The following is a 13,660-nucleotide window of genomic DNA, read 5'->3' as shown; positions in this document are numbered from 1 at the left end:
ATGCGCATCATAGTCGCCGGCGGCGGCGCCTTCGGCCAGAAGCACCTCGACGGCATCGCCGCGATCGGCGGCATCGAGGTGGTCTCGCTGGTCGGGCGGCGGCTGGAACCGACCCAGGAAGTGGCGAAGCGCTACGGCATCCCGCACGCAACCACCGAGCTGGTCGACGCGCTGGCGCTGCCCGGCGTGCAGGCGGCGATCCTGTGCACGCCGACCCAGCAGCACGCCGCCCAGGCGATCCAGTGCATGCGGGCCGGCAAGCATGTCCAGGTGGAGATCCCGCTGGCCGACAGCCTGGCCGACGCCGAGGCGGTGCTGCAGACGCAGCGGGAGACCGGGCTGGTCTGCATGGTCGCCGCCATACCCGCCGGTTCAACCCGTCGCACCAGTGGGTGCGCCGCAGCGACCCGCGGGTGCGGCGCGCATCCAGCAGATGGACGACGTGCAGACCTATTTCTTCCGCCGCAGCAACACCAACGCCAGGGCGAGCCGCGGTCGTGGACCGACCACCTGCTGTGGCACCACGCCGCCCACACGGTCGACCTGTTCCAATACCAGACCGGCCAGCCGGCGGTGCAGGTCCACGCCATCCAGGGGCCGCTGCATCCTGCAGCTGGGCATCGCCATGGACATGTCGATCCAGATCAAGGCCGCCGACGGCGCGATCCTGACCCTGTCGCTGAGCTTCAACAACGACGGTCCGTTCGGCACCTTCTTCCGCTACATCTGCGACAGCGGCACTTGGCTCGCCCGTTACGACGACCTCTACACCGGCAGGGACGAGAAAATCGACGTCTCCGCCGTCGACGTCTCGATGAACGGCATCGAACTGCAGGACCGCGCGTTCTTCGCCGCGATCCGCGACGGGCGCGAGCCCAATGCCAGCGTCGCCAAGGTGATGCCTTGCTACCGCACGCTCGACGCGATCGAGCGCCAACTCGCCGCACAGGGATGACGACGATGAAAACGCGCAGGCTCGGCCCCTTCGACGTCGCCGAGATCGGGCTCGGCTGCATGAACGTCAGCCATGCCTACGGCCCGGGGCCGTCGCCGGAGGATGCGCGCGCGCTGATCCGCCGCGCCTTCGACCTCGGCGTCACCCATTTCGATACCGCCGCCATCTACGGCCACGGCGACAACGAGGTGCTGGTCGGCGAGGCGCTGGGCGCGCACCGGCACGAGATCGTGCTGGCCAGCAAGTGCGGCATGTCCGGCCCCAACCGCACCCGCGCCATCGACAGCAGCCCGGCGCGGATCAAGCGGACCTGCGAGGAGTCGCTGCGCCGGCTGAACACCGACGTCATCGACCTCTACTACCTGCACCGCTGGGACAAGAAGACGCCGATCGCCGACTGCGTCGGCGCGCTGGCCGACCTGGTGCGCGAAGGCAAGGTCAAGACCATCGGCCTGTCCGAGGTCTCGGCCGCCACCCTGCGCAAGGCCCATGCGGTGCACCCGATCGCCGCCGTGCAGTCCGAATATTCGCTGTGGACCCGCAATGCCGAGGTGGCGGTGCTCGACGCCTGCGCCGAGCTGGGCGTGACCTACGTCGCCTTCTCGCCGGTGGCGCGCGGCTTCCTCGCCGGCGGCGTCGCCGACCCGCCGGTGTTCGCCGACGGCGACATCCGCCGCACGATGCCGCGGTTCCAGGAGCCGAACTACGCCGCCAACCTGCGCCTGCTCGACAGCTTCGGCGCCTGCGCGGCGCGACTGGGCTGCACCCGCGCCCAGCTGGCCATCGCCTGGCTGCTGCACAAGGCCGACCACATCGTGCCGATCCCGGGCACCACGTCGGTGGCGCATCTGGAGGAGGACCTCGGCGCCGCCGACGTCGCCCTGTCGCCGGCGGCAATGGCAGAGCTCGAGGCGATGATCAACGCGCGCACGGTCAGCGGCGGCCGCTATTCCGCCACGTTGCAGCCCGAGATCGACACGGAGGAGCTGCCGGCCGGCTGAGCGGTCGCGGCGGCGCGGGCGGACCGGCGCCTCACTCCAGCGCAGTGCGGTAGAACCGCTGCTCCGACCGGACGGCGCGATAGCCGCCGCCGATACCGTCGGCGCACCATGCATCCGACTGCCATTCCGCGCACCAGCCGAACAGGACCAGCGCGTCGGGGCCGTCGAAGCCGACGTCGTAGCTGCGCGGCGGCGGGTCGATACTGCGCCCGGCATTGTCCGTGCGAACCGCGACGGCTGGCTGCAGCGTCAGCACGTCGCCGGCCAGCGCATATTGGCCCGACTCCCAGCCGTAGTAGACGACGCCGCCGGCGGGGCTTTCGGCGCGCGAGGCATAGACCGCACGGTAGCTGCCATCGGGCAGGAAGACATAGTTCAGCCCGGCAATCTGGGTCTGCTGGCCCATCCATTCGCCGGTGGTCATGCTGTAGGTCGGGATCGAGGTGCCGTTCACCGACGTCCAGGCGCCAGCCAGCGCGGGTTGCTGGCCAAGGCCGTCGCCGGCGGCGAAGGCGACCAGGGCGCCGACGGCCCAACCGAGCGGCCGCGACCCCATCAGAACCGCCCGACCGGCCATTGCCGCAGCGTGCCCTCGCCCGACACCGCCGACAACACCGTGCCGTCGCTCGAGAAACCGAGCGCCGCGATCGGATAGCCGTTCTGGTCACGGCCGAGCAGGATCGCGCGCGCCCGACCCGTCGCCACCTCCCACAGCCCGATTTCGCCGCGCATGCCGCCGAAGGCGAGCCAGGCCCCGTCGGGGCTCACCGAAACCGCATAGACCGGGCTGCGCGCCAGCGGGGCCGCACCGGCGCCGTCGTGGATCGTCGCGAGCGCCCGGCCGTCGGCCATGTCCCAGGCCAGCAACCGGGCATCGCGGCCGCCGCTGGCCAGCCAGCGCGCGTCCGGGCTGAACGCCAGCGCATAGACCGCCTCCGCATGGGCCTGCAGCCGGTACCGCAGCGCGCCGGCTTCCCAGACCAGCACGGTGCCGCCGTCGTCGCCGCTGGCGAGCCAGCGGCCGTCGGCGCTGAGCGCCAGCGCGGTGACCGCATGGTCGTGCCCCGCCAACGCCAGCGCCGGGTTGCCGTCCACCCAGAAGACGAGGCTGCCGTCGCCGCCGCCGCTGGTCATCACGCCGCTGTCGCCGAGAAAGGCGATGGCGGTGACACGGTCGCCGTGACCCTCCAGCAGCCGCGGGGCGGCACCGGCGGACGGCCTGTCCCACAGGGCAATCCGTCCGTCGCGCAGTCCGACGGCGACATGGCGCCCGCCGGCACTGGCCGCCACGGCGCTGTACCACTCGAAGCGGCGGTTCCCGCCGTCTTCGAGTGCCGCCAACAGCCGTCCGCCGCCGTCCCACAGGAGAATGCCGCGGGTGCCGATGGTGGCGACGCGCCCGACGTCCGCGGCCAGGGCATAGGTCTGCTGCTGCAGCGGATAGGGGCCTTCGCCGAGGATGACGGTGGCAGACGGGGCCAGCACCGGCGGCGACTGCGCCAGCGCCGCGCGCCCGTGTGTCGAGGCCGCCATTGCCAGCGCCAGGACGGCCGCACGCAGCCACGCGGCGCAACCGTGCTCCAGGACCGGGTGCGTGTTCATGGGCGGGCAGCGTTCACGCGCAATGTGGCGGAAATCGAGCCCGCCGCGCCCGCGCAGGCTCAGCCCGGCTTGTAGTCGCGGCTCGCTTCCGGGTCGTCGCCGGTGGCCGGGACCTGGGCCAGCTCCGCCCAGACCTCGTCGCCGATCGGCCAGCGTGCCCATTCCCAGGCCTGGGCGACGCGCTCCGGCTTGCTGACCCCGACGATGGTCGAGGTCACCCGCGGGTCGCGCATCGAGAACTGCAGCGCGGCGGCGCCGGCCGGCACGCCGTGGCGGGCGCAGATCGCCTCCACCCGCTTGACCGGCTCCAGCGTCGCCTCGCTCGCCGGCTGGTAGACGTAGCGCTTGTAGTTCGCCGTGCCCTTGGCCAGCACGCCGCTGGCGAACGGCGCCGCGTTCAGCACGGCGATGCCCTTTTCGTGGGCCAGGTCGAACATCGCGTCGGCGTTGCGATTGACCAGAGTGAAACGGTTGTGGCTGATCAGCGCGTCGAACGGCCAGTCGCGCAACAGCGGCATCATCACGTCGACCCGGCCGGCGGCCAGCCCGACCGCATCGCACAGCCCCTCCTCCTTCATCCGGAACAAGGCCTCCAGCGAACCGCCCGGCCCGGTGACCTGGTTCATGTCAGGCACATATTCCGGGTCGTGCAGATGCAGCAGCTGGACCCGGTCTAGGTTGAGCTTGCGCAGGCTCTCCTCGATCGAGCGGCGGGCGCGGTCGCCGTCGAAGGCGTTGGTCTGCATGTCGCGGTCGAGCTTGGTCGAGACCACGAAGCCGGCCGGGATGCCGCCGCGCTCGCGGATCACGTCGCCGACCCGGTCCTCCGCCTCGGCATAGTTGCGCGAGGTGTCGAGGAAGCTGCCGGGCCCGTCGAAGATCTGCCGCACGGTCGCGCGCGCCCGCTCGATATCGACCTCGTAGCCATAGGTGTTGGGCATGTTGCCCAGGCCCGAGGTGCCGAAGCAGATCGGCGCCACGGTCAGCGCGGTCCGCCCCAGTTTCCTCGATGCAGTCAGGTCCGCGGCCATGCCGTTCCCTCCGATGCGTTTCTTGCCGGCGATGAATGGGCGGACCTCCCCCGGCCCGCCGCGCCCGACAGTGGCGCAGCGGGCGCGCCGGGGCAAGACTTCGATCGCGGCCGCTATTCCGCCGCCACCGGCACCGGCCGCATGCCGCGGCCGCCGACCAGCAGGAACGACAGCGCCGACAGGAAGATCACGCCGGCAAAGGCGGCGGCGACGCCGAGCACCAGTTCGAAGCCGGCCGCCTCGTGCATCACCGCGATCATCGGCACCGCGAAGCCGGCGGTGGTGAAGCCGAAAAAATAGCGGATGCCATAGGCGCGCGACCGCTTCTCGGCCGGCACGTAGCGGGCGACCATGGCGTCGTTGACCACCACCTGGGCATAGATCGCCGCCAGCGTCACGACCAGCCCGGCCAGCATCGCGATGCCGGTGGTCAGCGCCGCGATCACCAGGCCGGCGGCCTGGCAGGCGGCGATGCCGGCGAACAGCGGCGGCAGCGCGCTGCGGTCGATCAGCCGGCCGATGGCGAACTGGGCGACCGCGCCGCACAGAAACACCGCGGTGGTCAGCGAGCCGACCATCTCCAGGTCGAGCGGGAAGCCGAGCCGCTCGTCGATCACCTTCGGCAGCGACACCGAGGTGATGTTGAAGGTGAAGCCGCCGGCGACGATGGCCAGGCCAAACAGCCCGGCCAGCAGCAGCGGCCGCGCGACCGGGATCGGCGCCGGCTGCGGCCGGCCGCCGCGGGTGCTGACCGCCGCATCGGTCCGCGGCACCAGCGCCAGGAAGGCGAGACCGGCGACGAGGCAGACGGCGCCGGGCACCACGAAGCCGGCCTGCCAGCCGAAGGTGGCGGCGAGCCACGCGGTGACGCCGGAGGCGCTGGCCGCGCCGATGTTGCCCCAGACCCCGTTGATGCCGAGGTCGCGGCCGAGGCGGCGGGTGTTGCTGACCAGCAGCGCCGAGCCGACCGGATGGTAGATCGCGGTGAAGGCGCCCAGCGCCAGCAGCCAGATCGCGAGCCCGGTCTCGCCGGTCGCGGTCGCCAGGCCCAGGCAGCAGGCGCCGCAGCCGAGGTAAAAGGCGGCCAGCATGGTGCGCCGGCCGACCCGGTCGGCCATCCAGCCGACCGGCAGCGAGAACAGACCGAACGCCACGAAAGCGCCGGTGGCGAGCCCGATCAGGTCGCCATAGGCCATGTCCCAGGCCGCGGCGATCGCCAGCACCGCGGTCGGGAAGATCAGCAGCACGAAGTGGTCCAGCCCGTGTGCCAGATTGACAAAGGCGATGGTGCGGCGGGCGTAGTCGGGTGCGGCCATGAAAGCGTCGGTCTCCGGATTGCGGCGGCAGCCTAGCATTGACCCGATTGCCGCGTCGGGCCAGATTTGTCATCGATCGGGCCAACCCGGAGCCAGCGGCGATGCTGACCGACACCTTCCTCGTCACCGACCACGCCGCCGAACAGCAGAGCATCCCGCGCCCGATCGCGCTGCTGTCGCGCGACTACCGCACCGGCGGGCGCACCGGCTGGCACAGCCATCCCCGCCACCAGCTGCTCTATGCCATCGAGGGGCTGATGACCGCGGAGACCCGGGTCGGCACCTGGTTCGTTCCGGCCGGCCACGCGCTGTGGATTCCCGCCGGGATCGCGCACGACACCGTCATCCACGACGGCGTGCGCATGCGGTCCGCCTATGTCGCGACGGACGCGCGCCCGGACCTGCCGACCGGCTGCCGGGTGATCGCGGTCTCCGACCTGCTGCGCGCCACCCTGCTGGCACTGCGCGAGGAGCCGCCGCTCTACGACGCGGCCGGCCGCGGCGGCCACCTCGCCGCGCTGGCGCTGGACGAGATCGCACGCGCCGCCGCGACGCCGTTCGAGCTGCCGCTGCCGCGCGACCGCCGGCTCGCCCGGCTGTGCCAGGCGCTGGCCGCCGAGCCCGACTCGGCGCTCGACATCGACGGCTGGGCCGACCGTGCCGGGCTCAGCCGGCGCACGCTGACCCGCCTGTTTCGCGCCGAGACCGGCCTCAGCTTCGCCGCCTGGCGGCGTCGGCTTCGCCTGCTACAGGCGCAGGAACGCGCCGCGCGCGGCGAACCGCCCGCCCGCATCGCCGCGGCGCTGGGCTATCGCAGCCCGAGCGCCTTCCGTGCCATGGCGCGCCGCGAGCTCGGCAGCGTCGCCGGACTCTGACCGCCTTGCCCGGTCCCGGATCCTCGTTACAGCTGCGGATGTGAGCCGATGCGCCGCGACGAGCCGCAGCCGGCCCGATTCACCTCGGTCGACGCCTATCGGCCGACACTGGCCGGCCTGATCGGGCCCGACGCCGCCGCAGCCGCGCTCGACAGCTGGCTGTCGCGCCGGCTTGCCGACGTCGCCGACCCCGGATTTGCGGCGCGGTTCCGTGCGCATTTCGCACGCTTCGATGCGCCGGCCCTCGCCTATGCCCCGCGGGTGCTGCGTGTCGGCCGATGCGATCTTCTCGCAAGGATTCGCTTCTACGGCGGCGACGGCGCTCGGCCCTTCGTCGACCTGCTCGCGTGGAGCCACGATTTCGACGTCGCCGCGGCGTGCGCGGCGATCCGCGCCGAATGGCGCCGGTTCGCGCCCTTCGCGGTCCGTGTCCTCGCCGGTCCCGCCCCGCCGTGGCCAGGCGCCTATGCCGACCAGACCCTCCACGCCGCGCGCGCCGCGGCAATGCCGGCACCGGTCGGCGCCTGCACGCTGGTCGCCGAGACCGACATCGACCGGGCGCTTGGCCTCGTCCGCGACCGCCATGCCGCGCTCGGGCGGAGCGACCCGGCCTTGGCCGCGGAACTGTATCCGGCGGACCACGACACCCTTGCCGCATGCCGGGATCGCGGCACCCTCCACACCATCGCCGTGGACGGCCGGATCGCCGGGCTGATCGCAACGCTGCCCGGAACGATCGAATTCCTGCCCTGCCACCTCGTCGTCGAGGAGATCGTGAGCGCACCGTTCAGCGGCCGGGGATTGGCGGCCGAGGCCCAGCGATGCCTGGCGGCAAGGCTGCGGCTGACCGATCCGGCAAGCGTGCTGGCCGGTACCATCCAGCGCAGCAACCGGGCCTCGGCGGTGTCGGCGGTCCGTGCCGGCCGGCCGGTGGCGTTCAGCTACTGGTTCGTCGCGCTGTAGGGCGCGCCGGCCCGCAGCCGCCGCTGGCCGCGCCGCGGCCGACATGCGCACGGATGGCCGGCGGCAATTAACACACTGGTGTGCCGCTCCGCGCTAGGATGGCGGCAATGCCGGTCGCGGCACCGCATCCGCTTGCCCCCGGCAACGACAGTGCGTTCACGCCCGAAGGAGCGTTCCCCCATGTCGGCCCTCAGCGATTTCCGCGCCAACCCGGATACGGCGATCGAGAAGTACGACTTCATGGTCGATGCCCGCGGCTTCAAGACCACCAAGCTGCCCGGCGTCACCAACTGCGAATATGGCGGGCCGTGCACGCTGACCGAGGCGAAGCCGTCGAACGGCGTAACCCGGCTGGCCGCGTCGAACGGCGGCAGCGACTATCTGTTCCCCTGGGTCAACCGCGGCGTCGGCGAGGTCAACGTGCTGCGCGCCGCGCCGAACGGCACCATGGTGGTGACCGGCGGCATGAACGGCTGCTCGCTGGAGGTCCGGTCGAACGGCCCGCACCTGATCTTCTACCACGACGCCGACAGCAACCGGCTCGGCGTGCTGAAGGCGGCGCAGGGCACGCTGGAATGCCGCATAGAGCCGCGAGTCTACACGCCGCTCGACCTCGGCGAGAAGATCGTCGGCGAGACCATCGGCGACGGCAGCGCCTATTTCCATCAGCTGCTGGCGGTGAAGCACGGCGGCAAGTGGAAGATCTATGCCTGCGGCATCATCATCGGCCCGGGCATCGAGATGCCGGTGAAGAAGGCATTCCGCGCCACGGTGACCAAGCTGATGGCGACCATCGACTGACCGGCCGCCCCGTCTCGCGCGCCACGGCTCAGCGCAGCGTTCGTCAGCCGACCAGGTCGCCGGCGAAGGTCAGCAGGCGCAGGCCGGACACGGACGCGTCGTACCCCGGCAACGTGAAGATCGGGTCGCCGTCGGCGTCGTAGACCACGGTATCGGGGCCGATCACCGCCCAGCCATTGCCGCGCACGGTGTCGCCCTCGGCAAAGCCGTAGTCGACGACCGTATCGATGCCCCCGTCCGGGCCGCCGGCCTGCACGCCCTCATGCTCGAACAGGTCGGCGCCGGCGCCACCGACGAGCAGGTCGGCATCGCGCCCGCCGTTGAGCGTGTCGTCGCCGTCGCCGCCGTTCAGGGTGTCGGCGCCATGGTCGCCGGCCAGCAGATCGTTGCCGGCATCGCCCCAGAGCGCGTCGTCGTCGAGGTCGCCGCGCAGATAGTCGTCGCCGGCATCGCCGTGGATCCGGTCGCTGCCGCCGTTGCCATAGACCGCGTCGTTGCCGTCGCCGCCATAGGCGGTGTCGCGGCCGGTGCCGCCGAACAGCGTGTCGGCGCCGTCGTCGCCGTAAAGCAGGTCGGCGCCGTCGCCCGGCGAGTCCCAGCCTTCGGCATCGCCGAACACGACATCGTCGCCGGCGCCCCCGTCCAGTGTGTCGCTGCCGAGGCCGCCGACCAGCAGGTCGGCGTCGTCCAGGCCGAATATCCGGTCCGCTGCGGCACCGCCGGCCAGGCTGTCCGCGCCGGCAGTGCCGACCAGCGGCGCGACCTCGACCACATCGGTCACGGCGATCGCGACGCTCTCGGCGAAGCTGTTGCCGTCGGCGTCGGTGACCTGAATGGTCAGCATGTGGCTGGCCACCGTCTCGTAGTCCAAGGCGCCGGCCAGCCGCAACGCGTTGCCCGCCATGGCGAACGGACCGGCTTCGCCGACCAGGGCGAAGGTCAGGCCGGTCGGCGAATCCCAATCCGAGGCTGTCAGCACGCCGACCAGCGCGCCCGGATTGGCATCCTCCGCGATGGAAGCATGGCTGAGCGCGATCGCGAACGGGGCCAGGGTCGCACCGTCGAACGGACGCAACACCAGGCCCTGTGCCAACGCGTCGTAGCCCGGCAGTATGAAGATCGGATCGCCGTCACCATCGAGCACGTGCGTGTCGGCGCCGACCCGGACCACGGCGTTGCCGCGCACGGTGTCGCCATCGGCGAAGCTGTAGTCGAGGATGACGTCGACGCCGCCGTCGGCACCACCGACCGTCACGCCCTCATGGTCGAAGAAATCGGCGCCACCGCCGCCGGTCAGCCTGTCGCCGTCGCGCCCGCCGTCGAGGATGTCGTCGCCGGCACCTCCGGCCAGCGTGTCGGCGCCATGGTCGCCGGCCAGCCGGTCGTCGCCCGCCTCCCCCCACAGCAAATCGTCGCCGAGATCGCCGCGCAGATAGTCGTCGCCGGCGCCGCCGAGCACGGCGTCGTCGCCGGCATTGCCATAGATCACGTCGGCGCCGGCGCCGCCGAACGCGCTGTCCGCGCCGGTGCCGGCGAAGATCATGTCGTCGCCCGCGTCACCCCACAACAGGTCGGCGCCCTCGCCGGGCGAGTCCCATCCGGCGGCGTCGCCGAAGATCAGGTCGTCGCCGGCGCCGCCGAGCACCGAATCCGCGCCCAGGCCACCGGCCAGGATGTCGTCGTCGCCCAGGCCGCGCATCAGGTCCGGGCCGTCGCCACCGGTCAGGGAATCGGTGAAGGCCGTGCCGTCGATCCGCGCCGGGTCCATGCCGTCGGCCACGGCGACCACGAAGTCGGCGGCGAGACCGTTGCCGTCGATGTCAGTTGCCGTCACCGTCAGCTGCAGCAGCGGCGCGGTTTCGTAGTCGAGCAGGTCGGCCACCACCAGCGCGTCACCGTCGACCGCGAACAGCGCGGCGGCCGGCCCGGTCAGCGCATAGCTGTGGCCGGCCGGCGTATCCCAGTCCAGTGTGCCGAACCGACCGACAACGGCGCCGATGAAGGCGTTCTCGGAGACCGCGACATTGTCGAGCGCGAGCGCGACCGGGGCCAGGGTGGCGCCGGCGAACGGGCGCAGCAGCAGCCCCTGCGTCGCCGCGTCATAGCCGGGGATGACGAAAATCGGGTCGCCGTCGGCATCGAGGACGCGGGTGTCGGCACCTGCCTGCACCGCCGCGTCGCCGCGCACGCTGTCGCCCTCGCCGAAACGGTAGTCGACGATCGTGTCGACGCCGCCGTCCGCGCCGCCGGCCGTCACCCCGTCGTGGTCGAAGAAATCGGCGCCCAGGCCGCCGGTCAGCGTGTCGCCGTCGCGGCCGCCGTTCAGGGTGTCGTCGCCGGCGCCGCCCAGCAGGGTGTCGACGCCGTGGTCGCCAGCCAGGGAGTCGTTGCCGCTCTCGCCGGACAGCACGTCGTCGCCCAGGTCGCCGCGCAGCAGGTCGTCGCCGGCACCGCCATAGGCGGTGTCGTTGCCGGCGTTGCCGTAGACCCGGTCGTTTCCGTCGCCGCCGAAGGCGGTGTCGGCACCCGTGCCGCCATAGATCGCGTCGTTTCCGGCCTCGCAGAGCAATAGGTCGGCACCGTCGCCGGGCGAGTCCCAGCCATAGGCGTCGCCGAAGATCTCGTCGTCGCCGTCGCCGCCGCGGACCTGGTCGTCGCCCAGCCCGCCGACCAGCCGGTCGCCGCCGGTGCCGCCGTCGATGACATCGGCGCCGGCGAGGCCGTCGACCGTGTCGGCACCGCCCAGCGCGTCGATCACGTCGGCGGCGGCCGTGCCGTCCAGGCTGTCGGCCGCCGCCGTGCCGAACCGGATCCCAGCCACGTCGGCGCTGATCTCGATCCGGCCGACCGCGCCGCCGACAAGGTCGGCGTAGTAGACATAGCCGTCCGGGCCGAGCACGAAATCGACCGGACCGAAGCCGGACGTGCTGCTGAACAGGTACTTCACGGTGTTCGGGTCGGCGGAATCGACCGCATAGACCTCGCCCTGCACCGCGTCGGCGAAGAAGAAATCGCCGATCAGCGCATCGGGATAGCGGTCGCCGCGATAGACCACCTCGCCGCCGGTGATGGCCTGGACCTGGTAACCGGGCTCCGCCTCGACATGGGCGAAGGCGCGATAGGGCGCGGTCACGGACACCGCACCGCCGGCGACCAGGGCATAGAACGCCTGGGCCGCGGGCAGGCCGCTATAGCCGGGCGGCTGCGCCAGGGTGCCGCCGTCGGCGCCCTCGAAGAACGGCCAGCCGAAATTCGCGCCGGCCGGCCCGGTATCGATCTCTTCGTAGCTGTTCCAGCCCGTGTCGGTGATGAACAGGTGGCCGGCGTCGTCGAAGGCAATGGAAAAGGGGTTGCGCAGGCCGAGCTGCCAGACCTTGGCGCGGTTGCTGTCCAGGTCGGTTTCCGCCGTCACGAACGGATTGTCGGCCAGGCCGGCGCCGGTCATCGGGTCGATGCGCAGGATCTTGCCGGACAGGCTGTCCAGTTGCTGCACGCTGACGGTGCGCGGATCGGTTGCGTCGAACGAGGTGCCGTCGCCGATGCCGACATAGAGCATGCCGTCCGGCCCGAAGGCCAGCGACCCGCCGGCGTGGCTGCGCGAATCGACCTTGATGTAGTCCTGCCGGTAGACCGGGTTGTCGGGGTCGCTGGCGTCGAGGATGTCGGAAGCAGGCTGGCCGAGGTCGGACGTGCTGTCGACGTGGCCGCCGCCGCCGATGTCGGCCAGGGTCTGCCCCGCAGCGCCGACCAGCACGACCGTGCTGCCGGCGACCACGGTGGTATAGCCGGTTGTCGCGTCGGCGGTCATCCGCACCACCTGGGCGAAGCGGTTGCCGCCGCCGTCCGGCCCGGCATTTCCCGTCTCGGCCGCGGTATCCGGCGGGTCGACGACGTAAAAGGCGTAGATGTAGGGATCGGCCGGGAAGTTCGGATGCAGCGCGATGTCGAGCAACCCGCGGTCGAGAGCGGCGTTGGTCGCCGCTGACAGGTCGGCGACGACCGAGACCAGGCTGCCGTCGTCGAGATGGTAGGCGGCGATCACGCCGCCCTTCTCGGCGACGTAGACGAGATTCGGGTCCTGCGGTGCGAATTCGAGCGCAATCGGCTGGTCGAGCCCGGTCAGCACCGAGACCTGGTCGACATGATAGTCGGAGACCAGCGGCGGCTGCGGCGGGTCGACCGCCGGATTCTCGTCGTCGAGGATGGCGATCCGCGCGGTGCGCGGCGCCAGCAAGCCGCCGTCCTCCACATTGACCAGCGAAAACACGAAGGTCTCGGTGGGTTCGGCCAGCGCATCGTCCAGGATCGCGACCGACACGGTCACGCTGGCCACGCCGGCGTCCATGACGACGAAACCGTCGAGCGCGAAATAGTCGGCGCCGGCCGTCGCAGTGTCGGCGGTGAGTCCGTATTGCACGGTGGCCGGCCCGGACAGGTCGCCGGTGCGCACGATCTCGACGGCAAGCGTGCCGGCCGTCTCGGCGACACCATATTCGGTCCGCGCGAGCTTGACCGTTCCGCTCAAGCGGACCTCTGAAGCCGGGAAATCGGGGTGACCATGCCGTGGCCGCCTTCGCGTCGCCGGCTCCGCTGTGCACCCGGCACCGCCCGGACTCGGCCACGCTGCAATCGACCGGATTTATACTAAACATTCAGACAGAAAAATGGCGGTGAGATCGATCCATCGGCATCGACCCCACCGCGCGCCCGCCGCGGCGTTCGGGCCGCCATCGCGCCGCCCCTTGTCGCCGAATTCAATATCGATTATCCATGATATATGGATAAGATAGGAACCCTGGACGCGCTGGCCGCGCTTGCGCACGAGACCCGGCTGGACGTGTTCCGGCTGCTGGTGCGGGCAGGCGCCGAAGGGCTGCCCGCCGGCGAGATCGGGGCGCGGCTCGGGGTGCGGCAGAACACCATGTCGGCCAACCTGGCCATCCTGGCGCGCGCGGGCCTGATCCGCGCCAGCCGCGACGGCCGCAGCATCCGCTATGCCGCCGACTTCGACGGCATGCGCGGCCTGCTCGGCTTCCTGATGGAAGACTGCTGCGGCGGCCGGCCCGACCTGTGCCGGCCGGTGCTCGACGCGGTGGTCTGCCGCTGCTGACTTTGG

Annotated in this window: 10 protein-coding genes and 1 pseudogene; 6 read left to right on the top strand and 5 right to left on the bottom strand. The window is 71.5% G+C overall.

The genetic code is table 11. The features are described 5' to 3' along the window. A pseudogene (locus R3F55_16825) lies at positions 1–955 on the top strand (Gfo/Idh/MocA family oxidoreductase). 5 nt (positions 956–960) lie between these two features. Beyond that, the gene (locus R3F55_16820; protein ID MEZ5669069.1) at positions 961–1,956 is read left to right on the top strand and encodes an aldo/keto reductase; all 996 of its coding nucleotides are present in this window, start codon (positions 961–963) and stop codon (positions 1,954–1,956) included. 31 nt (positions 1,957–1,987) lie between these two features. On the opposite strand, the gene R3F55_16815 is transcribed toward R3F55_16820, so the two are convergent. The 4 genes from R3F55_16815 to R3F55_16800 all read right to left on the bottom strand — a co-directional run bounded on the left by R3F55_16815 (position 1,988) and on the right by R3F55_16800 (position 5,905). After that, on the bottom strand, positions 1,988–2,512 hold the full coding sequence (locus R3F55_16815; protein MEZ5669068.1) for a hypothetical protein: 525 nt from the start codon (positions 2,510–2,512) through the stop codon (positions 1,988–1,990). Then, complete coding sequence (locus tag R3F55_16810) at positions 2,512–3,558, bottom strand: WD40 repeat domain-containing protein (protein MEZ5669067.1); 1,047 nt, start codon at positions 3,556–3,558, stop codon at positions 2,512–2,514. Before R3F55_16810 ends, R3F55_16815 begins: the two co-directional genes overlap by 1 nt. Before the next feature lie 59 nt (positions 3,559–3,617). Then, positions 3,618–4,589, bottom strand: a complete 972-nt coding sequence (locus tag R3F55_16805; GenBank protein MEZ5669066.1) for an aldo/keto reductase — start codon at positions 4,587–4,589, stop codon at positions 3,618–3,620. A 113-nt stretch (positions 4,590–4,702) separates the two neighbouring features. Beyond that, positions 4,703–5,905: an MFS transporter gene (locus tag R3F55_16800; protein MEZ5669065.1), complete on the bottom strand. Its 1,203-nt coding sequence runs from the start codon at positions 5,903–5,905 to the stop codon at positions 4,703–4,705. 101 nt (positions 5,906–6,006) lie between these two features. Here R3F55_16800 and R3F55_16795 point away from each other — a divergent pair, with 101 nt between their 5' ends. From R3F55_16795 to R3F55_16785, 3 genes are all read left to right on the top strand, one after another. Continuing rightward, positions 6,007–6,780 (top strand): helix-turn-helix transcriptional regulator, encoded by a 774-nt coding sequence (locus R3F55_16795; protein MEZ5669064.1) that lies wholly within the window; start codon positions 6,007–6,009, stop codon positions 6,778–6,780. A gap of 48 nt (positions 6,781–6,828) precedes the next feature. Next, a complete protein-coding gene (locus R3F55_16790) occupies positions 6,829–7,743 on the top strand; it encodes a hypothetical protein (GenBank protein ID MEZ5669063.1) in 915 nt (304 codons plus the stop codon). Between the two features lie 180 nt (positions 7,744–7,923). Next, positions 7,924–8,544, top strand: coding sequence for a hypothetical protein (locus tag R3F55_16785; GenBank protein ID MEZ5669062.1), 621 nt, complete (start codon positions 7,924–7,926; stop codon positions 8,542–8,544). Positions 8,545–8,587: 43 nt separating this feature from the next. Here the strand turns inward: R3F55_16785 and R3F55_16780 are convergent, their stop codons facing one another. Then, complete coding sequence (locus R3F55_16780; GenBank protein ID MEZ5669061.1) at positions 8,588–13,069, bottom strand: PQQ-dependent sugar dehydrogenase; 4,482 nt, start codon at positions 13,067–13,069, stop codon at positions 8,588–8,590. A gap of 252 nt (positions 13,070–13,321) precedes the next feature. Here R3F55_16780 and R3F55_16775 point away from each other — a divergent pair, with 252 nt between their 5' ends. Then, positions 13,322–13,654, top strand: a complete 333-nt coding sequence (locus R3F55_16775) for a metalloregulator ArsR/SmtB family transcription factor (protein MEZ5669060.1) — start codon at positions 13,322–13,324, stop codon at positions 13,652–13,654. The last annotated feature ends 6 nt before the right edge of the window (positions 13,655–13,660 follow it).

The organism is Alphaproteobacteria bacterium (assembly GCA_041396705.1).
Taxonomy (GTDB): Bacteria; Pseudomonadota; Alphaproteobacteria; order CALKHQ01; family CALKHQ01; genus CALKHQ01.
The sequence above is the reverse complement of the archived record's forward strand: the minus strand, read 5'-3'. Positions and strand labels throughout refer to the sequence as shown.

Coding starts and splice junctions, on each gene's coding strand:
- R3F55_16815 (MEZ5669068.1), bottom strand. CDS start 2,512: ATGGGGTCGCGGCCGCTCGGTTGGGCCGTCGGCGCCCTGGTCGCCTTC.
- R3F55_16790 (MEZ5669063.1), top strand. CDS start 6,829: ATGCGCCGCGACGAGCCGCAGCCGGCCCGATTCACCTCGGTCGACGCC.
- R3F55_16800 (MEZ5669065.1), bottom strand. CDS start 5,905: ATGGCCGCACCCGACTACGCCCGCCGCACCATCGCCTTTGTCAATCTG.
- R3F55_16795 (MEZ5669064.1), top strand. CDS start 6,007: ATGCTGACCGACACCTTCCTCGTCACCGACCACGCCGCCGAACAGCAG.
- R3F55_16785 (MEZ5669062.1), top strand. CDS start 7,924: ATGTCGGCCCTCAGCGATTTCCGCGCCAACCCGGATACGGCGATCGAG.
- R3F55_16810 (MEZ5669067.1), bottom strand. CDS start 3,558: ATGAACACGCACCCGGTCCTGGAGCACGGTTGCGCCGCGTGGCTGCGT.
- R3F55_16775 (MEZ5669060.1), top strand. CDS start 13,322: ATGGATAAGATAGGAACCCTGGACGCGCTGGCCGCGCTTGCGCACGAG.
- R3F55_16820 (MEZ5669069.1), top strand. CDS start 961: ATGAAAACGCGCAGGCTCGGCCCCTTCGACGTCGCCGAGATCGGGCTC.
- R3F55_16805 (MEZ5669066.1), bottom strand. CDS start 4,589: ATGGCCGCGGACCTGACTGCATCGAGGAAACTGGGGCGGACCGCGCTG.